A 20,876-nucleotide genomic window follows, 5' to 3' on the forward strand; every position below is an offset into this window, starting at 1 on the left:
TCACTTCGTCGTCGTCGGTCCGACGATCTCGACCGAGCCGGTGTCGGTATGGGCCTGGCGGTCGGGGTCGTACATGTCTTCCACCGTCGCTGCCGGATGCACGAACTGGCCCGGCGACACGGCGCGCACGCCATAGGCGACCGAGAATTCGAGCGGATCGCCCGCCGAGCGGGTCACCGCCGCGACGAAGCGGTCGGTGCGGGCCTCGGTATGGGCGACATTGGTCTCGACCTTCAGCCATTCATAGGCCGACGTATCGCCCGAGCGCGAGATGTTGGGGTTCTCGATCTCGAAGCCGGCCGGCAGCGGATCGACCACCATCAGCCGTCCGAAACGCTGCTTGTCGGCCAGCACCCGCAGCACCACCACCAGCCGGTCGTTCTGGCCGACCGTCGTCGGGTCGGCCTCGCTGCCGTCGGTGTTGAAATAGCTGCGCGTGATGGTGAAGCCCTCGCCGCCGGCCGGTTCCGGCGTCGCCGGGATGCCGGTCAGCGTAAGCGCCGCGTCGAGCGCCACGTCGCTGGTGTTCTCCACGACCAGCGGCCGCGGCGACACGTCGGAGCCGAGCAGCTTGCGGTAGAGCGGCACGTCGGCGGTGTTGCCGTCAACATCGATCGAGGCCTTGCTCAGGTCCGACATCATCGCGGCCGCCGCCATCAGCATCCAGCCCTGCTCCTGGGTCGAGATGTAGCGGCGGTTGTCGCGGGTGGTGGCGACGTCGTCGACCAGGGTCTTGACGTCGAAGCGCTTGTCGCCGCTCTCGGCGACCAGCGTCAGCACCGCCGCCTGGTCGCGCAGGGTAGAGCCGTAATCCTCGCGCCCGGCCAGCATCGGGCCGTAATGGCGCTGCAGGTTGTCGATCGCCACCTTGAGCACCGAGCCCGAACGGGCCTTGTCGCCATAGAGGGCGAGGGCCGCGCCGATCTGCGCCTGCGCCAGCGGCGTGGCGAAGTTGTTCAGCTTGGATTCGGCGTAATAGCGCAGGTCGCCAATCGCCGCCTTGCCGTTGCGCGCCAGCACATAGAGCGAATAGGCGATCGCCTCGCCGCCCTTGTCGAAGTCCTGGGCGTAGCCGACCTTGTTGGAGAGGTTGTCGAGCGCGTTGTTGAACGCGACCTCGGGCACGAGATAGCCGGCCGCCTTGGCGCGGGTCAGGAAGTCCGTGACATAGGCGTCGAGCCAGAGATCCTCATAACCCGGTCCCCAGAGGCCGAACGAGCCGGCCGAGGACTGGTTGTCCAGCACCTTGCCGATCGAATCCTGCAGGCGCTTGCGCAGTTCGCTGTCCTGCGCGATGCCGATCGTCGCCGCCACCTGGTTGAGGTAGAGCAGCGGCATCGCCTTGGACGTGATCTGCTCGGTGCAGCCATAGGGGTAGCGGTCGAGCGAGGCGAGGATCGCCGCCACGTCGAGCTTGGCCGAGCCGCCGATGGCGAGCGTCGCGCTGGTCGTTCCCGGGACGAATTCCGCAAAGGCGTATTCGTCGACGGTCAGCTTGTTGCCGGGCGCGAGCGAGATCAGCGAGCGTCGCGAAACCGGCTGGCCGGCCGGGCGGATGCCCAGCATGTAGCTGCGGTCGAAGGTCTGGCCGTTCTCGGGGCTCGCCAGGCTGACGGTGATCTGGTGGTCGCCGATGTCGACCGCCTTGATCGGCAGCGCGACCGTCATGCGGCCGGCCTTTTCCAGCCGGACCTGCTTGTCGGCATCGCCGGGATCGATCGCCACGCCGGGGGCATCGACGGTGAGCTGGTAATCACCGGCCGGACCTTCGACATTGTTGATCTCGACCAGGATGCGGCTCTGGTCGTCCGGCGTCATGAAGCGCGGCAGGCTGGCCATCACCACGACCGGATCGCGGATGATGACTTCCTTCTCGGCATGGCCGATGCCCTCCTTCGACCAGGCCATCGCCATGACGCGGACCGAGCCGTTGAAGTCTGGCACGTCGAAGGTGATCGTCGCCTTGCCGTTCTCGTCGACCTTCACCACGCCGGAATAATAGGCGATCAGCTTTTCGGTCGGCGGCACCGACTTCAGGCCGGGCGCGCCGCCATCACCGCCGGAGCGGAGACGGCCGGGAACACCCTGCATGCGGTCGATCAGCAGCCCGTAGAGATCGCGGATCTCCATGCCGAGCCGGCGCTGGCTGAAATACCAGCCATCCGGGTCTGGCGTCTTGAACTGGGTCAGGTTGAGAATGCCGATATCGACGGCCGCGACCGTGACATAGGCCTCCTCGCCCTTCTTCAGATTGGCGAGCGTGACGGGGATGGTGAGGGGACCGCGCGGGCGGATCTGGTCCTCGGTGTCGAGCTGGACGTCGATCCGGCGATCGGCCGGATCGACCGGCACCCAGGCGAGGCCGAGCGCACGTGTCGGCATGCGCTTGGCCTGGACGTCCATCGGCCGGAACAGGGTGGCGGTCACATAGGCGCCCGGACCCCAATTGGCGGTAACCGGCAGGTCGACCGTGGTGCCGCCTTCCGGCACTTCCACCGTCTTCATGTCGATGACGCGGTCGTCGATCACCATGATCTGGGCGATGCCGGGGAAGCGCGGATCAAGCCGCAGCTTGGCCGTGTCGCCGGGCTTGTAGTTCTTCTGGTCGAGCGAGACGGTCAGCATGTCCGGCGTCTCGGAAGCGGCCGAGGCGTCGACATACCAGCCGGCGTCGAAATTATAGCTCGAGGAGGTCGGTGCCTCGCCGGCGAGCGCCACCGTCAGGCGGAAGCGGCCCCAGTCGACCTTGCCCTCGATGGTGGCGGGCTTCGAAGCGTCGAGGTCGACGGTGCCATTGGCGACGCGGGTCGCCGTGGTGATCGCCTCATACTTCCAAGCGCCGTCGCGGCGATACCACTGGTAGTTCGTGTCGAGCTTCTCGATCTGCCAGGTCGCGCCCTTGGCGTCGATGCGCTTGCCGTCCGGGCCGATCGCGATCAGCTCGAAGCCGGCCGCCGCCCCTTCCGAGACGCTGCCGTCGAAATTCGGCTTGATGCCGATATGCGGCTTGGTGCCGTCGGCCGGCAGCGACAGCCGGCGCTCGACGGCGCGGCCATTGGTGTCGGTGACGCGAACGACGATCTCGGCGTTGAACAGCTTGGTCGTCTCGGGCAGCGTCGGCACGGTGGCGTCGAAGCTGGCCTCGCCCGCATCGTCCGTGACGGCGCTGGCGCCGAGCGAATCGCGGACGCTTTCGACGGGATCGTCGGCGAGGCCGAAGGAGAAGCCCGGATAGTCGGCGCTGGTGCTGGTCGGCGTCGCGATGATGTCGCCGTCGACACCGAGGCCGATCGCCTTGGCGCCATAGAGATATTTGGCGGTCAGCTGGATCGGGAAGGTGCCGCCGGAGGTGAGCCGTTCGGCCGTTGTCTTCAGTTCGAAGGCGATCCGCTCGGGCTCGAAATCGTCGACCAGGGCCGAGATTTCGGTCAGCGCCGCTCCATCGGGATCGGCATAGAGCTGGAAGCGCCAGGCGCCGCGCTGGGCGTCGTCGGGAATGGCGACGTCATGGCTGTAGCCGCCCTGGCCCTCTTCGGTGAGCTTGGTGCGCAGGAATTCGACGCCATCGGGACGATCGACCACCAGCGTCAGCGGCAGGCCGTTGACGGCCTTGGCCTGCGCGTCGCGCAGCAGCGCGGTCAGATGCACCGTCTCGCCGGGGCGATAGATGCCGCGTTCGGAGGTGAAGAACGTGTCGAGCGGGCCCGGCGCCGGGCGTCCATCGACTCCGCGATCGGTCAGGTCGAAGGCCGTCTTCTTCATGTCGAGGAAGGCGTAGTCGCCGGCCGCCGTCTGGGCGACGAGCAATTGCGGCGCCATGCCGCCCGTGCCGCGCGCCAGACCCGGCTCGAAATGCACATAGCCGTCGGCATTGGTGGTCGCTTCGCCCAGTACTTCGTCATTGGTGGCGACGAGCTTGACCTTCACGCCGGCCAGCGCCTGCGCCGTGTTGAGCGAGCGGATCACGGCATGGACGCCGTCATTGCCGGAAAGCGCCGACAGGCCGAGATCGGAAACGATGAACCATTGCGTGGCGAGCGAGGAATCATAGCCGCCGTCGCTGGAGCCCTTGGTCGCCGCCTTGGCGGTGATGACGTAGACGCCGGGTTCGATGGTCTTGACCGCGTCGCCGATCGGGATCGCCGTGGTGATGTTCTCGTTCAGCTTCTTGGCGCCGACCTCGATCTGGCCCTTCCAGACGGAGGTGCCCGACGTGTTGGCGATCTGGCTGGCCGAATAGCTGTCGAGCTGGCGCAGGAAATTGCCGTCGCGCACGGCGATAGCGATCGAGCGATCGCCGATGCGGTAGACCTCGGCGTCGATCAGGTCGGTGTTGATGCTGTCGATAGGGATAGACGCACCCTGGCCGGCGGGCAGCACATAGGCGTTGCCGGCGAAGCCGACCCAGGGAGCACGGTCGCGGATATAGCTGGAGACGGAAGCCGTCTGCGCCAGCTTCTCGCCATCGGCGGAGGGCAGGCCGGCGCGGAAGCGCAGGGTATAGCGCTGGCCGTGCTTCAACCCGTCGACGCAGATCTGGCTGTCCTGCGGTTCGACCGCCAGGCCCTTGCCGCCCTCGACGATCACATAATCGGACAGCGTGGTGTCGGCGACGGGCAGCGGATCGGAGAAGACGACGCACATGCGCGGCGAGGCGGCGTCGGCATCGACCGTGTTGGAGACGATGCGGAAGCCCCGTTCGGCGATCAGCTTGTCATAGGCGGCGCGGAACTGCGGGTCCTGCTTGTATTCGAGGCTGAGGCGATAGGCCTTGATCGCCTGCTTCCACATCTCGCGCCGTTCGAGCGAATGGGCGAGCAAAGCGAGAGACAGCGCCTGGTCGCCGGCGCCGTCGGCGCGCAGATAGGCGTTGATGGCGGCGGAGGTGGCGGCCGCCAGGACTTCCTGGCGCTGCGAATAGTCGTCCGGATTGCGCTTCAGCAGGCCGAGCGCGAATTCGCGCCAGATGCCGGCGTCGTCGGGGGCGATCGCCAGCATCGCGCCGAGATCGCGTTCCAGCTCCGTCGTGTTGCCGTTCGCCCGCGCCCGGTCGGCGCCTTGGCGGATCGTGTCATAGCCAACGCCATGCGAGGGGTAGTCGCGCGCCAGCGTGTTGAGCTGCGCCTTGGCCGCCTCGAAAGGGGAGGGGCCGAGGAAGGTCAGTTCCTCGATGCGCTTTTCCTGGGTGGTCTTGTCGATCGCCTTGGCGACGACGATGCGGCCGGCCGTGGCGCCCGGCGCGACGGCGAGGCTGCCGAAATCGCTCTTCAGGAAGCACCACTTCGCCTTGGTATTGTAGGTGAAGGCCTTGCAGGACTGGTCGTCGACGCAGGCCGTGGCGCAGGCCTTCTGGTCGATATCCTTGATCGTCTGCAGGTCGAAACCGGGATAGTCGGCGTCGCGGCTGATGATGACGCGGCGCGCCTCGCCATCCTGCGCCTGCGCCGGGGCGGCCAGCCCGCCCAGGGAAAGCGCCAGGCCGAAAGCGAGCCCCAGCATTCGGCTCGCACCGCGAATTCCGCCCATAGCGCGCATGTCTCTCTCCCGGAGGCCGTCCTTACCAAGGCGCGCAGTCTAGGCGTCGGAAGGCTTCAGGTAAAGCTGCGGCATGAAGTTGGTTGTGCAGCTAAGTATATAGAATTGAATGGGAATAATTCTCGTCTGGCGCGTTTGTGATGCTGGTCACAGGAGCTGCGAGCACGGCTCATCCCTCGCCGAGCGCCGTCAGCGCGGTGATGGCGGCGGAGGCGCGGTTTTCGACTCCGAGCTTCTGGTAGACCTGTTCCAGGTGCTTGTTCACCGTGCGCGGCGACAAGCCGAGGATCTCGGCGATGTCGCGGTTGGATTTTCCGCGCGCGATCCACAGCAGTACTTCCGCCTCGCGCTGGGTGACGGTGAACTGCTTGCGCAGCAGCGCTTCCTGGCCCTGGTCGTCATCGCTCGACAGGCGGAACAGGAACTCGTCCTCGCCGGTCTTGCCGACAAAGGCGAGCTGCAACTGCCTGCCGCCTTCGACGGTGATCGGGCCGGGTGGTGCGAGGCCGCCGCGCTGGCCGGCCGAGATGCGCAGCCAGATCTTGACGCTTTCGGGCAGGTGTATGGTGCCGTCGCGGTTCGGCAGCGTCGCTTCCAGCAGCTTCACCGCCTGCGGCGTGCACCAGCGGATTTCGCCCTCGCGGTTGGCGGCGAGCAAATAGCGCCCGGCGGTATCGAGCGCCATGCGGGCACTCTGCGCCGTGCGGGCATTGGCGAGATGGACACGGATGCGCGCGAGCAGCACGTCGAGCACGATCGGCTTGGTTACATAGTCGACGCCGCCAGCCTCCAGCCCTTCGAGGATGTGCTCGGTTTCTGAAAGTCCGGTCATGAACAGGATCGGCACATGCGCCAGCGCCGCATTGGCCTTGAGGCGGCGGCAGGTCTCGAAACCGTCCATGCCCGGCATGACGGCATCCATCAGCACCACGTCGGGCGTGATCCGCTCGACCAGCGCCAGCGCGCGCATGCCCGATGTGGCGACCAGCACGGTGGCGCCCGAGCGTTCCAGCGCCTCGGTGAGGAAGCTCAGCGTCTCGGGTGAATCGTCGACGACGAGGACGATGTCGCGGGCATGCGCCGTCTCATTCATGCTCGCCCACCCCCTCGAGCGTCGTCTGATACAGGTCGAAATCGAAATTGCGCAGATGCGTACGCAGCGCCGCGACCAGCGGCTGGTTGTCGGTCTCGGCCGCCAGCTCGTCCAGCTTCGCCTCGATGCCCCGGACATAGCCGATCTGGCCCAGATCGAGAAGTTCCCGCACATGGTCGGCGCCGGGGCTGACCAGCGGCGCCGGCGCCTCGATCTTCGGTGGCGCGGGCGGCTCGTCGAGCCAGTCGAGCGACAGCAACGCCTGGATGCGATCGAGCAATTGCCGCATGTCGAACGGTTTTGGCAGCGCCGCGTCGTGCGCCGCGTCCTCGGCCGGCTCCGGCTGCATCTCGCCGAGGCTCGCCGACAGCATGACGATCGGCGCGACATGGCCGTTTTCGCGCAGCCGCCGCGCCAGTTCCCAGCCGGTCATGCCCGGCATGGAAATGTCGAGCAGGAACAAATCGGGCCGGATATCCGCCGTCAGCGCCAGGCAGGCGGGGCCGTCCGGCACCGGCAGCACGATGAAGCCGATCGGCTCCAGGATCTGGCGCACCAGCTCGCGATGGTCGGGGTCGTCATCGGCGACCAGGATGGTGCGCCGGGCGCCCTGATAGCCGAAGACGCGGCTTGCCTGCGGGGCGGGCGGCGCCGGGCGGTCGATCGCCGCCAGCATCAGCCGGACCTCGAAGGTGCTGCCGCCGCCCTCCGTCTGCCGGAGCGCAATGTCGCCGCCCATCAGCTGTGCCAGCATCTTGGTGATGGTCAGCCCCAGCCCGGTGCCGGGCACGGCGAGCGACTGCGAGCTGGCGCCGCGCTCGAATGGTTCGAAGATGCGCTCGATATCGGCGGCGGGAATGCCGGGGCCGGTATCCTCGACCCGAAGCGTCGCGACCTGGCTGCGATAGCCGATCTTGAGCGCGACATGGCCGGTCTCGGTGAACTTGATCGCGTTGGAGAGCAGGTTGACCAGGATCTGGCGCAGCCGCTTCTCGTCGGTCGCCACCACTTCCGGCAAATTGTCCGGCCGCTCGAAGCGGAAGGCGAGACCCTTGGCCTCGGCCTGGAAGCGGAACATGTCGACGACCTGGTCGAGGAAGTCGGTCAATCGGATCTCGTCGCGCTGCAGGCGCAGCCGGCCGGCCTCGATGCGCGAGATCTCCAGCAGTCCGTCGATCAGGCCCGAGAGATGCTCGGCGCTGCGGCGGATGACGCTGATATTGCCCTGCCGCGCCGGGGGAATCGTCTCGTCGCGCTCGAGGATCTGCGCATAGCCGAACACGGCGTTGAGCGGCGTGCGCAATTCGTGGCTGAGGCCGACCAGATAGCGGCTCTTGGCCTGGTTGGCCGATTCCGCCACTTCCTTGGCGCGCTGCAATTCGGCGTCGGTCTTCCGGTGCGCCTCGATCTCGCGCAGCAGCAGCGTCGTCTGGCGGGCCGATTCCTCCTGCGCCACATGCCGGCTTTCATTCGCCAGCACCAGGAACCAGGCGGCGATGCCGGAGACGATCAGCAGGATGAAGAAGGCGGCCCAGAGCGTCTGGGCAATGATGTCGCCATGCAGGCCGCCATAGGCGGTCGCCTGGACATGGATCAGCAGCAGAACAAGGCTGATCACCGCCATGAACAGGGTCAGGATCCCCGCATATTGCACGATGCGCGGGCTGACCCGCGCGGCGATGCCTGCCGGCAGGACGGCTGAAACCGCCTCGCTCACCTGGCTTTGCAGTCGCGCATGCGGCTTGCACAGATCATGGCAGCGTGCGTCCAGCGAGCAGCAGAGCGAGCAGATCGGGCCGGAATAGGCCGGACAATAGGCGCTGTCCTCCGGTTCGAAATGGTGCTCGCAGACGGTGCACTGGATCTCCTTCAGCAGATGCCAGTGGGCGCGCGGCTTGCGGGCGAGGTAGTATTTCCCACCCGTTGCCCAGGCGATGGCGGGGGCCGTGACCAGGGCGACGCCGAGCGCGATGAAGGGCGCAAAGGCCTTGGCGACCTCGCCAAACAGGCCGACGGCCGAGATCAGCCCGAGCAGGGTCGCGATCGCCATCGCGCCGACGCCGACCGGGTTGATGTCGTAGAGATGCGCGCGCTTGAACTCGATGCCGGGCGGCGACAGGCCGAGCGGCTTGTTGATGGCGAGGTCGGCGACGATGGTGCCGAGCCAGGCGACGGCGACGACCGAAAACAGCCCCAAGGTCTGCTCCAGCGCGCGATAAATGCCGAGTTCCATCAGCAGCAGCGCAATCGCCACGTTGAAGACGAGCCAGACGACGCGGCCGGGATGGCTGTGCGTCAGGCGCGAGAAGAAGTTCGACCAGGCCAGCGAGCCGGCATAGGCGTTCATCACATTGATCTTCAGCTGCGACACGACGACGAAGGCGGCGGTCAGGAACAGCGCCGCGTCCGTCCAGGGCAGCACATAGCCGAAGGCGACGACATACATCCGCGCCGGTTCGGCCGCGTGCTCGACCGGCACGCCATGGCGCAGCGCCAGCACGGCCAGGAACGAGCCGAACAGTAGCTTTGGCGCGCCGACGATGATCCAGCCGGCACCGGCCAGCAGCGTCGCGATGCGGCCGCGCCGCCCTTCGAGGCCTGCGGCCGGCAGGAAGCGCAGGATGTCGACCTGCTCCCCGATCTGCGGCATCAGCCCGAGAATGACGGAGCTGGCCGCCCCCAGCGCCACGATATCGAGGCCGTGATGGCCATTGGCAGGCGCCAGCCCCTCGAAGGCGAACCAGTTCGCGACCGAGCCGGAATCCTGCCAGAGGATGAAGCCGACCGGCAGGAGGTTGAGGAAGATCCAGAGCGGCTGGGTGAAGATCTGGAAGCGGCTGATCCAGGTGATGCCATGCGTCACCAGAGGAATGACGGCCGCGGCGCTCAATATGTAGCCGAGCCAGGTCGGGATGCCGAAGGCGATCTCCAGCGCCGTCGTCATGATCGAGGCTTCGATCGCGAACAGGATGAAGGTGAAGGTGGCGTAGATCAGCGAGGTAACGGTCGAGCCGATATAGCCGAAGCCGGCGCCGCGGGTCAGCAGGTCGATGTCGACGCCGTAGCGCGAGGCGTAGCGGGCGATCGGCAGGCCGGTCAGGAACAGCACGACGCCGACCACCAGCGTCGCGGCGATGGCGTTGATCGTGCCATGCGACAGGGTGATGGCGCCGCCGATCGCTTCCAGGGCGAGGAAGGAAATCGCGCCGATGGCGGTCTGGGCGACGCGCGGCGTGGTCCAGCGTCGCGCGCTCTTGGCGGTGAAGCGGAGCGCGTAGTCTTCCAGCGTCTGATTGGCGACCCAGCGATTATAGTCCCGGCGGACGGGTAGGATCCGCTGTCGTCCCGTCATCGCGCGTCTGCTTATCTTCTGAGCCTGCCTAGGATTTGAGCGATGATGCGGGATCGGGGGCGGTGGCGCAAGGGCTTTTGACGGCCATTGGACGCGACGGATTGGTGCGGGGCGGCGGAAGAAAGACCCTCACCCCAGCCCTCTCCCGCAAGCGGGCGAGGGAGTTCTGCCGCGCTTGTCCCCACTGGAGTGATTTCCCGGCTGGTCTACACAAGTCTGGTCAGTCCTAACAACCGACGCGGCCGGCCCCCTCTCCCGTGAGCGGGAGAGGGCTGGGGTGAGGGGCTTGCTTCAATCCCATCTCGCGTCCCGCTCCGGCAGTCGTGATCCACATACGTCAATCGACGTATATGCTGCACCGCGAAAACTATCGGACAGTTCCCCTCACGAACGAGCCGGCATCGCCTTCCAGAACGCCAGGTCTCGTCTCGCGATTGTCGCAAGCCAACCGCTCCGCCCGGCCGCAAAAGCCGGGAAAAGGGCCGAACAGGGGGAATTGAGACCGATGAGCTATCTGAGCCGTACATTCGGCGCGATCGCAACGGCCGCCATGATTGGCGCCGGTGCAACGGGCGCCATCGCTGCGGAGGAGACCATCAAGGTCGGCGTCCTCCATTCGCTGTCGGGAACGATGGCGATCTCCGAAACCACGCTGAAGGACACCGTCCTGTTCCTCATCGACGAGCAGAACAAGAAGGGTGGCGTCCTCGGCAAGAAGCTCGAGGCGGTCGTCGTCGATCCGGCTTCGAACTGGCCGCTCTTCGCCGAGAAGGCGCGCGAGCTGATCAGCCAGAACGGCGTCTCGGTCGTGTTCGGCTGCTGGACCTCGGTTTCCCGCAAGTCGGTCCTGCCGGTGTTCAAGGAACTCGACTCGATCCTGTTCTACCCCGTCCAGTACGAGGGCGAGGAATCCGAGCGCAACGTGTTCTACACGGGCGCCGCTCCGAACCAGCAGGCCATTCCCGCCGTCGATTACCTGATGAGCGAAGATGGCGGCTCGGTGAAGCGCTGGGTGCTCGAAGGCACCGACTACGTCTATCCGCGCACCACCAACAAGATCCTCGAAGCCTACCTGCTGTCGAAGGGCGTCGCCGCCGAAGACATCATGGTCAATTACACGCCGTTCGGCTTCTCCGACTGGCAGACCGAAGTCTCCGCCATCAAGAAGTTCGGCTCGGCCGGCAAGAAGACCGCCGTCGTCTCGACCGTCAACGGCGATGCGAACGTGCCGTTCTACAAGGAACTGGGCAACCAGGGCGTCAAGGCGACCGACATTCCGGTCGTGGCCTTCTCGGTCGGTGAAGAAGAACTCGCCGGCATCGACACCAAGCCGCTGGTCGGCCATCTCGCCGCCTGGAACTACTTCCAGTCGATCGACACGCCGGAGAACGCCGAGTTCATCAAGAAGTGGCGCGCCTTCATCGGCAACGACAAGCGCACCACCAATGACCCGATGGAAGCGACCGTCATCGGCTTCAACGCCTGGGTGAAGGCCGTCGAAAAGGCTGGCACGACGTCTCCGGACAGCGTCATCGACGCCCTGATCGGCGTCTCGGTGCCGAACCTGACCGGTGGCTTCTCGACCATCATGCCGAACCACCACATCACCAAGCCGGTCTATATCGGCGAGATCCAGGACGATGGCCAGCTGGACGTCGTGTGGCAGACCCCGGGCCTGGTCGTCGGTGACGAATGGTCCGACTACCTGCCGGACTCCAAGGATCTGATCTCCGATTGGCGCGCGCCGATGTCCTGCGGCAACTTCAATGTCGCCACCGGCAAGTGCGGCGGCAAGGGTTCCTGACACCTTGCTATCCGCCTGAGCCAGACGGGAGGCGGCATGTCCGCCTCCCGTACTGCCGAGTTCACGGGCCATGGTCGCCCGGTCTCGACGATCTGAGTTGCCCGCCGGGCGGGCGTCTCGAACCACGCACCATATCCTGACACCCCGAGGCTTCTAGCCTGAGGACAATCCCGTGGTCGACATGATCTCCCGCTTCAAGACCCTTCTCGCCACCCTGGCTCTCGTCTTGCTCGCCGCCATTCCCGGGGCCCATGCCGACGATCTGAAGCCGCTGGTGGATGGGCTCGGAAAGTCCGGCTATGCCGCCATCCGGGAAGCCGTGGGCGCGCTCGCCGCGACCGGTGACCCGGCCGTGGCGCCGGTGCTGCAATCGCTCTCCGCCGGCGATCTCTATGTGCGCAAGTCCGATCGCGCCGTCTTCGCCGCCACCAAGGCCGAGGGCGGCTTCAAGCTGACCGATCCAGCGACCGGCGCCGATGCCGGCACCGCCACCTCCGGCGAAATCGACAAGATCAAGGTCAACAATGCCGTGCGCGAAACGGTGACCACGGCGCTCGGCTCGCTGACGCTGATGAGCCCCGATATCGCCAAGCGCCGCTCCGCCGCCGCCGACATGTTCCGCAATGGCGACCCGGCGCAGATCCCGCTGCTCGACCAGGCGATCACAAAGGAAACCGACCCCGGCATCGCCGCGACGCTGCAGCTGGCCCGGGCCGCCGCCGTCCTCAAATCCGACCAGCCCGACGCCGACAAGATCGCCGCCATCACCGTGCTGCAGACCAAGGGGGGCCGCGATGTGCTGGGACAGCTGACGGCGATCGAGGCGTCCTCGGCCGATGGCGCGGTCAAGACCGCCGCCGCCAATGCGCTTTCCTCGATCCGCGGCACGCTGAAGCTCTGGGACGGCGCGCAGAACATCCTCTACGGCGTCTCGCTCGGCTCGGTGCTGTTGCTCGCCGCCATCGGGCTTGCCATCACCTTCGGCGTCATGGGCGTCATCAACATGGCGCATGGTGAGATGGTCATGCTCGGCGCCTACACCACCTTCGTCGTGCAGGAGTTGATCCGCAACAACGTGCCCTGGCTGTTCGATTGGTCGCTGGCGATCGCGCTGCCGCTCGCCTTCCTAGTCGCCGGCCTGGTCGGCGTGCTGATCGAGCGCATGGTGATCCGCTATCTCTACGGCCGGCCGCTGGAAACCCTGCTCGCCACCTGGGGCGTATCGCTGATCCTGCAGCAGGCGGTGCGCACCTGGTTCGGCCCCAACAACCGCGAGGTCGGCAATCCGTCCTGGATGTCGGGCGCGTTCGAGCTCGGCAATCTGACCATCACCTACAATCGCATGTGGATCGTCGTCTTCTCGCTGGTCGTCTTCGCCGCGCTGATGCTCGTGCTGAAGCGCACCGCCTTCGGCCTGCAGACCCGCGCCGTGACGCAGAACCGGCCGATGGCTTCTTCCATGGGCATCCGTACGCCCTGGGTCGATGCGCTGACCTTCGGCCTCGGCTCGGGCATTGCCGGCATTGCCGGCGTGGCGCTGAGCCAGATCGACAATGTCAGCCCCAATCTCGGCCAGGGCTACATCATCGACAGCTTCATGGTCGTGGTGTTCGGCGGGGTCGGCAATCTCTGGGGCACGCTGGTCGGCGCCTTCACGCTCGGCATCGCCAACAAGTTCCTCGAGCCCTATGCCGGCGCCGTGCTCGGCAAGATCCTGGTGCTCGTCTTCATCATCCTGTTCATCCAGAAGCGCCCGCGCGGCCTGTTCGCGCTCAAGGGCCGGGCGGTGGAGGCATGATCGGCCGGATGGTGGCAACGGCAGATAGTTTGCACCTCTCCCTGAGGGAGAGGTCGACGGCCAAAGGCCGGCGGGTGAGGGTTTACGGCCTCACCGGTTGTTTCCCTAAACCCTCACCCGGCTCTGCGAGCCGACCTCTCCCTCAGGGAGAGGTGAAGAAAGGGCTCCAGTCATGATCACCGCCTTCATCCTGCGCGCCCTCGACCGCCGCACCTCGATCGTCCTGCTGGTCATCCTCGGCATCGGCATCCTGCTGCCGGTGCTGAACCTCGCCACCGACCCGTCAAGCCCGTTCCATGTCCCGACCTATGTCCTGACCTTGCTCGGCAAGTACCTGACCTATGCGCTGCTGGCGCTGTCGGTCGACCTGGTCTGGGGCTTCTGCGGCATCCTCTCGCTCGGCCACGGCGCCTTCTTCGCGCTCGGCGGCTATGGCATGGGCATGTATCTGATGCGCCAGATCGGCGATCGCGGCACCTATGGAAATCCGATCCTGCCGGACTTCATGGTGTTCCTGAACTGGAAGGAACTGCCCTGGTTCTGGTACGGCTTCGACCACTTCTGGTTCGCCGCCCTCATCGTCCTGCAGGCGCCCGGCCTGCTGGCCTTCGTGTTCGGCTGGTTCGCCTTCCGGAGTCGCGTCACCGGCGTCTATCTGTCGATCATCACCCAGGCGATGACCTATGCGTTGCTGCTCGCCTTTTTCCGCAACGACATGGGCTTCGGGGGTAACAACGGGTTAACAGACTTCAAGGACATTCTGGGCTTCGACATCCAGGCGGATGCGACGCGCGGCGCCCTGTTCTTCGCCTCGGCGGCTGCCCTGGCGCTCGGCTTCTGGATCTGCCGCGCGGTGATCGCCTCCAAGTTCGGCAAGGTTCTGGTCGCCGTCCGCGACGCCGAGAGCCGCACCCGCTTCATCGGCTACCGGGTCGAGGGCTACAAGCTCGTGGTCTGGACGCTCTCGGCCATGATGGCCGGCGTCGCCGGCGCGCTCTACGTGCCGCAGATCGGCATCATCAATCCCGGCGAGTTCGCCCCGGCCAACTCGATCGAGGCGGTGATCTGGGTGGCGGTCGGCGGCCGCGGCACACTGATCGGCCCGATCGTCGGCGCGCTGCTAGTCAATTTCGGCAAGACCTGGTTCACCAGCGGCATGCTGGCCGAATACTGGCTGTTCGTGCTCGGCGGCCTGTTCGTGCTGGTGACGCTGTTCCTGCCCAAGGGCGTCGTCGGTTCGCTGATGACGAAGGGAACGAGGAAGCCGGTCGAAAAGCCGATCGAGGATGTCGTGGCGCCGGGTGTTCCTGCCGGCCAGGCAGCGGAGTGAACGTCATGACCGTCACCAACGAACCGACCCGCGTCGCCCATGCAAAAGCGAGGGATTCCCTGCTCTATCTCGATGGCGTCAGCGTTTCCTTCGACGGCTTCAAGGCCCTGCGCGGCTTGTCGCTGGTGATCGAGCCGGGCGAGATGCGGGCGATCATCGGCCCGAACGGCGCCGGCAAGACCACGATGATGGATGTGATCACCGGCAAGACCAAGCCGGACTCGGGCGACGTCTATTTCGCCGGAGATACCGACCTGACCCGCATGGACGAGGCCTCGATCGCCTCGCTCGGCATCGGAAGAAAGTTCCAGAAGCCGACCGTCTTCGAGAGCCACACGGTCTGGGACAATATCGATCTGGCACTGGCCGGTGTTCGCAAACCGTTCGCAACCCTCTTCCATCGCACCTCGAAGGCCGAGATCGCGCGAGTGGAAGAAATCCTCGAGACCATCCGCCTGACCGACAAGCGAGACTGGCTCGCTGCCAATCTCTCGCATGGCCAGAAGCAGTGGCTGGAGATCGGCATGCTGCTGGCGCAGGAGCCGAAGCTGCTGCTGGTGGATGAACCCGCCGCCGGCATGACCGACGCCGAAACTGCGGAGACCGCGATCCTGCTCAAGGAAATCGCCAAGACGAAATCCGTCGTGGTGGTCGAGCACGACATGACCTTCGTCCGCGACCTCGGCGTCAAGGTCACGGTGCTGCACGAGGGCTCGGTGCTCTCGGAAGGCTCGCTCGACGTCGTCTCGGCCGATCCGAAGGTCATCGAAGTATATCTGGGACGATAGAGATGGTCGCCGAGCCCTTAAGCAATATCGAAACCGCGGAAACTGCGAAGCCGGCGAAAAAGCGGGTGCGTGAGCCGAGGCTGCGCCGCTCCGCTGCCTGGAGCCTGACCCTCGCGGGACGTGTAGAACCGACAACCTTGCCGGAAGAGAAGAGCTGATCATGCTCGAAGCGAAGAACGTCGATCTGTTTTACGGCGCCGCTCAGGCGCTACGCCACGTCTCGCTCTCTGCCGAAACCGGCAAGGTGACGTGCCTGATGGGCCGCAACGGGGTCGGCAAGACCAGCCTGCTGCGCGCTATTGTCGGGCAGAAGCCGATTGCCGGCGGCGAGATCCTCTGGGAGGGCAAGCCGCTCGGCCGCATGGCGCCGCATGAGCGGGCCAAGGCCGGCATCGCCTATGTGCCGCAGGGGCGGGAAATCTTTCCGCTCCTGTCGGTGAAGGAAAATCTGGAAACGGGCTACGCACCGCTCGCGCGTCGCGATCGCAACATTCCCGATTATGTATTCGATCTGTTTCCGGTGCTGAAAGACATGCTTCGCCGTCGTGGCGGCGATTTGTCAGGCGGTCAGCAGCAGCAATTGGCCATCGGCCGGGCGCTTGTGATGCGACCGCGTCTGCTCGTCCTCGATGAGCCGACGGAAGGCATCCAGCCGTCGATCATCAAGGATATCGGCCGCGCCATCACATGGCTCCGCCAGCAAGGCACGATGGCCATCCTGCTGGTGGAACAATATTTTGATTTCGCGCATGAGCTTGCCGATGATTTTGCCGTGATGGACCGCGGGGAGATCGTTGTCTCGGGACCGCAATCCGAAATGGGCTCGGAGATTGTCCGCGCCCATCTTACCGTATGAAGCAACGCTCCATGGCCTCGAGGTCGCGGCTGCGCCGGGTCTCGACCTTGCGCTCCATCTTGCGATAGAGCTTGCGGATGTCGTCGGAGTGAACGCCGTCGCTGGCCATCATCAACCCGATGATGGGGTCACGCAGCAATTCGTTGAGTGAAGCCTCCCGTGGGAAGCAGGCGGTGGAAACGTCCATGACGGTTCTCCTGATCTCGCTTCGATGAGGGGATACTAACCAGATCTATGTGCGGAATTTATGACGGAGTTCACACGTCGGGTTCACAATCGCTTGAGACATGGCGGTCCCCCGCGCCTGCGAACCCGACTTGTTGTTTTGCCGTCGAAACTTAGCGGCAGCCGGCCGGCAGGGTGCCCGGCAGGATGACGGTTCCGCCGACCGAGAAGCGCTCGCCCTGGTTCTGCGTCAGCGTGGTCGACGTCCATGTGCCGGTATCGGCGACGCAGTTCGCCGAAGCCTGGCCGACCTCGATGTTGCCCGACAGGTTGGTCAATTCGCCGGCAAGATGAACCGCCTCGTCGCTGGAACTGACCACCTTTACCTTGTCGAAGCTGACATCGCCCAGCGCGCCGCCGAAGAAGGACGGGCCGTAGAGGTAGATGCCATGCGTTCCGGCATCGGTGATCTCGATGTTGGAGAAGGCGACGTCGGACGAGCCCATGTTCATCATGATGCCGGCGCGGCTGGTGTCGCGGATCGTCGCGTTCGACACGGTGATCTCGCTGGCCGGGTCGGCGAAGGACGAGGGTCCGATGAACTGCAGCGCATTGACGCCGCCCGCCAGCGTCAGGCCGTCCATGCTGATGCCGGAACTCGCCATGATCACGATCAGGTCCATCGTCCGGTCCATCGCGGTGTTGTCGATCGACAGGTTCCGGATCGAGATGTCGGAGGCGCCGACGAACTGCAGCGCCTCGCGGCGGGTGTTGGTGATCGAGACGTTCTCGATCGTCAGGCGGGTGGTCGGGTTCGGCGCGCGCAGGCCGTAGATGTCGTTTTCCCAGTCCTCGATTTCGTCGAAAGCCGCGTTGGCGAAGATGCCGTAGGTAACGTCCCGGATTTCGACGTCGCGGATCGTGACGTCCTTGGCGGAGAACAGCGAGATCGCGGTGTTGGGGACGCTGCGCTCGGGGTCGTAGATCGAGAATTCGCATTCGGTGTTGTTGGCGCAGATCGTGAGGTCGTGGATCCGGCTGCGTTCGATCAGCGCGCTGTCGACCTCGCTCAAGAGGATGCCGTTGCCGGCGGTCTGGGCGATGTCCAGATCGCGCAGGAAGACGTTTCCGACGCCGTCCGCGAGGATGCCGTCGCGGCCGCCGCGGATCGCGAGGCCAACCGCGCCACTGTCATCGGCCATGGCCAGTACGTCCGCCGTGGTGGTGCCGACCAGACGGGTCTCGGCGACCGAGCGCGTGAAGGTTGCCGTGCCGCCACTGCGGGCGCCGATGATTTCGAGGCCGCCCTGGCCGCCGACCAGGAATTGGCCGGAAGAGAGCAGCAGGGTCTGGTCGAGCTGGATCACGCCATCGGCCAGGATAAGCGCATTGTCGCCCGCCGCCGCGATGGCCTCGTTGATCGCCGTCGCGTTGCCGGTGGCCGAGGAGACGGTCCGGACATTGCCGACGACATTGCCGGTATCGGCATAGATCGCGGCTTCCGCGTCGCCCGTGGCGCCGACGGCGGTGCGGATGAAATCGGCGCGTTCGACGCGCTGCATCATCGGATCGCGATTGGCGAGCGCAGGGCCCGCCTTGCCGAGTGGGATGCGGAGGCGCGCGAGGAACTGGCCCTCGGCCTTGTCCTCATTGTCATAGGTGAAGCCGGCCGAGAGGCTGAAGGTCGAGCCCTGCGTGAAGCCCGGCAGGTCCGCGAAGGATAGTTCCGCCCGGGCGCTGACGCCGGTGATGTCGTCGAGGCGGTCGCCGCCGTCATACCAGTAGCCGCCGCCATAGAGCATCATCTGGGCCGATGACTTGGCGTCGAACATTGGCAGCCGGAACCCGGCCTCGCCGTCGATGCCGCGCAGGGCCTGCTCCTGGCCGGCGCGGAACACGAGCCGTCCGGCCTCGATCAGCGCTGCGTTGGCGTCGGCGGCCGAGCCATATTTGTCGCCGAAGGGCAGGTAGCCGTTGAGACGAAACACCATGTCGCGCGAGAGCAGCTCGGCGCCGGCGGAGATCTGGTGGAAGTCGTTGTCGCGTTCGGTCCGGAGATAGTCGTAATAGCCATACGCGCCTACCGTCCAGACGCCGTCCAACTGCATCCGCCAGCCGAGACCGGCGGAAAGCTGGTCCATCTGGTCGTTGTTCATATGGCCGCGCAGATCACCGAAGCCGATCGAACGGTCGCCGAAGCCGAAAGGCAGGAAGATGTCGAAGCCGCCAATGGCGCCGTTTTCCTGGCCGCCTCCCAGGGTGATTTCGACGGTGGGGCCGACGGCGTCGGCCTTGGCGGAGGCCGTGATGGCGAGCGTAGACGCTGCGCAGAGCAGCGCGGCGATTGCGGAGGATCGCATGGTGCAGGTCCCGGTTCCAGTATGGGCCGGGATTTGAAACAATCGCCCGGCAATGACTGCCGGGCGGTATAGGATCGAATCAAGTCATTGAAAACACATATGTTTTCTAATTAGACCAATGAAAGACTGAGCTTACGCGACGCCAGCCGCTGCCTTGAAGGCTGCGACCAGCTTGCGGGCTCTTTCGCCGATGTCGGCCGCCGTCATTCCCGGCTTGTAGATGTTCGAGCCGATGCCGAAACCGGCACAGCCGGCTTGGATGTACTCGGCGAAGTTGGTCTCGTTGGCGCCGCCGACGGCCAGCACCGGGACATGTTTCGGCAGCACGGCCTTCATCGCCTTGATGCCCGACGTGCCGATCAGCTCGGCCGGGAAGAACTTCAGCGCATCGGCGCCGGCGGCGAGCGCCGCGAAAGCCTCGGTCGGCGTGAAGACGCCGGGATAGGAATCCATCCGCAGCGCCTTGGTCTTGCGGATAATGGCGGTATCCGCATTGGGCGAAACGATGAGTTCGCCGCCGACATCCTTCACGGCCACGACATGCTCTTCGGTCAGCACCGTGCCGGCGCCGACCTTGGCGCGGCCGGCGGCGCGCTTCACCATCTTCTCGATCGAGACGAACGGATCCGGCGAATTGAGCGGTACTTCGATCAGGGTGACGCCGGCCTCGACCAGCGCGTCGAAGGCCGCGTCGGCCTCGGCCGGGGTGATGCCGCGCAGGATCGCGACGATGGGGAGATGGGTGCCGAACAGGGGATGGGTCATCGTTTTCAATCTCAAAGGAGGCCGTTGGCGCGGGCGAGGCGGACAAGGCCGCGGCGGACGAGGGCGGAGCCGTCCCGGGTATCGGCCGGATGGCCGGCGACCTGGAAGGCGGCATGATAGGAGCGGGCGAGCGTGCGCGAGCCGATGATCCGGATCGGGCGGTTCGCATCGAGCAGGCCGATCTGGCGGGCAGCGGCGATCTCGCCGCCGATGACGAGGCCGGAGAGATAGGCGAGGTTGTCGTCGCCCGAGACGCCGTCCAGCAGCTGGCGCACGCGCACGGAGAAGATGGCGCCGAGGAAGGGCAGGCCCTCGGCGACGGTGCGCTTCACCGCGAGGGCGAAATGCGGGGAGCCGGCGATATCGTCGGCATCTTCCGCCACCGAATGGCGCAGGAACGACTTCCGCGCCAGCAGGTCGAACATCTCGCCTGTCAGGAAGGTCTGGAAGGTGGTGATCTCTCCCTTGGCGATGGCGGCCCATTTGGAGTGGGTGCCCGGCAGGATGGCGATGCCCTCGAAATCGGGCTCCTCCTCCATCAATCCCACCAGCTGCGTTTCCTCGCCGCGGATGACGTCGCCATCGCGCGCTTCCGAACGCAGCACGAGCCCGGGGACGATCGCCATTGGGCGATGATCGGAGGTTTGGAAGGTCAGCAGCCCGCCGGCGAGCGCGTCGGGCGAGGTCGGCACCGGGACATAGGCCGCCTCGTGCCAGCCCTGCCGGCTGCCGACCATGCCGGCCATGATCGCCGGAAGCTTCGGCCACTTGGCGACGAGCGCCTGGAACGCATCCTCGTGGCCAGCGCCGCCGAGCGAGCCGATGCCATCGGCGCTGTCCGCCTCGGCCAATACGCCGCCGTCCCGGTCGAGCAACATGGCGCGGCAGCGGGTCGTGCCCCAGTCGACGGCAATGAGGGCGGCATTGGCAAAGGCGACGGGCATCGTTTGGTCCGTAAGTTCTAAATTATGTGAATCTGGAATGGTTGTTCGATGATCGGCCGGCGCTGTCAAGGCGACAGCAGGCCGCT

The 20,876-nt window shown here is 65.8% G+C and carries 12 protein-coding genes; 5 read left to right on the top strand and 7 right to left on the bottom strand.

Going from position 1 to position 20,876, the window contains the following annotated elements:
* The 3 genes from ABIE08_RS14785 to ABIE08_RS14795 all read right to left on the bottom strand — a co-directional run bounded on the left by ABIE08_RS14785 (window position 1) and on the right by ABIE08_RS14795 (window position 9,980).
* Window positions 1–5,535: an alpha-2-macroglobulin family protein gene (locus ABIE08_RS14785; protein ID WP_354552202.1), complete on the bottom strand. Its 5,535-nt coding sequence runs from the start codon at window positions 5,533–5,535 to the stop codon at window positions 1–3.
* A gap of 169 nt (window positions 5,536–5,704) precedes the next feature.
* On the bottom strand, window positions 5,705–6,628 hold the full coding sequence (locus tag ABIE08_RS14790; protein ID WP_354552203.1) for a response regulator transcription factor: 924 nt from the start codon (window positions 6,626–6,628) through the stop codon (window positions 5,705–5,707).
* Window positions 6,621–9,980: a hybrid sensor histidine kinase/response regulator gene (locus tag ABIE08_RS14795; RefSeq protein ID WP_354552205.1), complete on the bottom strand. Its 3,360-nt coding sequence runs from the start codon at window positions 9,978–9,980 to the stop codon at window positions 6,621–6,623. The genes ABIE08_RS14790 and ABIE08_RS14795 overlap by 8 nt, the downstream gene beginning before the upstream one ends.
* Window positions 9,981–10,530: 550 nt before the next feature.
* On the opposite strand from ABIE08_RS14795, the gene urtA reads away from it, so the two are divergent.
* The 5 genes from urtA to urtE all read left to right on the top strand — a co-directional run bounded on the left by urtA (window position 10,531) and on the right by urtE (window position 16,556).
* Window positions 10,531–11,784: an urea ABC transporter substrate-binding protein gene (urtA, locus tag ABIE08_RS14800; protein WP_354552798.1), complete on the top strand. Its 1,254-nt coding sequence runs from the start codon at window positions 10,531–10,533 to the stop codon at window positions 11,782–11,784.
* 181 nt (window positions 11,785–11,965) lie between these two features.
* Complete coding sequence (urtB, locus tag ABIE08_RS14805) at window positions 11,966–13,582, top strand: urea ABC transporter permease subunit UrtB (RefSeq protein WP_354552799.1); 1,617 nt, start codon at window positions 11,966–11,968, stop codon at window positions 13,580–13,582.
* Window positions 13,583–13,754: 172 nt separating this feature from the next.
* Window positions 13,755–14,912, top strand: a complete 1,158-nt coding sequence (gene urtC, locus ABIE08_RS14810) for an urea ABC transporter permease subunit UrtC (RefSeq protein WP_436409556.1) — start codon at window positions 13,755–13,757, stop codon at window positions 14,910–14,912.
* A 5-nt stretch (window positions 14,913–14,917) separates the two neighbouring features.
* On the top strand, window positions 14,918–15,700 hold the full coding sequence (gene urtD, locus ABIE08_RS14815; protein WP_354552207.1) for an urea ABC transporter ATP-binding protein UrtD: 783 nt from the start codon (window positions 14,918–14,920) through the stop codon (window positions 15,698–15,700).
* Between the two features lie 160 nt (window positions 15,701–15,860).
* Window positions 15,861–16,556 (top strand): urea ABC transporter ATP-binding subunit UrtE, encoded by a 696-nt coding sequence (urtE, locus tag ABIE08_RS14820; protein WP_266330876.1) that lies wholly within the window; start codon window positions 15,861–15,863, stop codon window positions 16,554–16,556.
* On the opposite strand, the gene ABIE08_RS14825 is transcribed toward urtE, so the two are convergent.
* The 4 genes from ABIE08_RS14825 to ABIE08_RS14840 all read right to left on the bottom strand — a co-directional run bounded on the left by ABIE08_RS14825 (window position 16,546) and on the right by ABIE08_RS14840 (window position 20,790).
* On the bottom strand, window positions 16,546–16,743 hold the full coding sequence (locus tag ABIE08_RS14825) for a hypothetical protein (protein ID WP_354552208.1): 198 nt from the start codon (window positions 16,741–16,743) through the stop codon (window positions 16,546–16,548). The two genes, urtE and ABIE08_RS14825, sit on opposite strands and share 11 nt — an antisense overlap.
* Window positions 16,744–16,894: 151 nt before the next feature.
* Window positions 16,895–19,081, bottom strand: coding sequence for a right-handed parallel beta-helix repeat-containing protein (locus tag ABIE08_RS14830; protein ID WP_354552209.1), 2,187 nt, complete (start codon window positions 19,079–19,081; stop codon window positions 16,895–16,897).
* 132 nt (window positions 19,082–19,213) lie between these two features.
* A complete protein-coding gene (locus ABIE08_RS14835) occupies window positions 19,214–19,846 on the bottom strand; it encodes a 2-dehydro-3-deoxy-6-phosphogalactonate aldolase (RefSeq protein ID WP_354552211.1) in 633 nt (210 codons plus the stop codon).
* A gap of 11 nt (window positions 19,847–19,857) precedes the next feature.
* Window positions 19,858–20,790: a 2-dehydro-3-deoxygalactonokinase gene (locus ABIE08_RS14840; protein ID WP_354552212.1), complete on the bottom strand. Its 933-nt coding sequence runs from the start codon at window positions 20,788–20,790 to the stop codon at window positions 19,858–19,860.
* Between the last annotated feature and the right edge of the window lie 86 nt (window positions 20,791–20,876).

Origin of the sequence: Kaistia defluvii, assembly GCF_040548815.1 — a bacterium.
Classification (GTDB): Bacteria; Pseudomonadota; Alphaproteobacteria; order Rhizobiales; family Kaistiaceae; genus Kaistia; species Kaistia defluvii_A.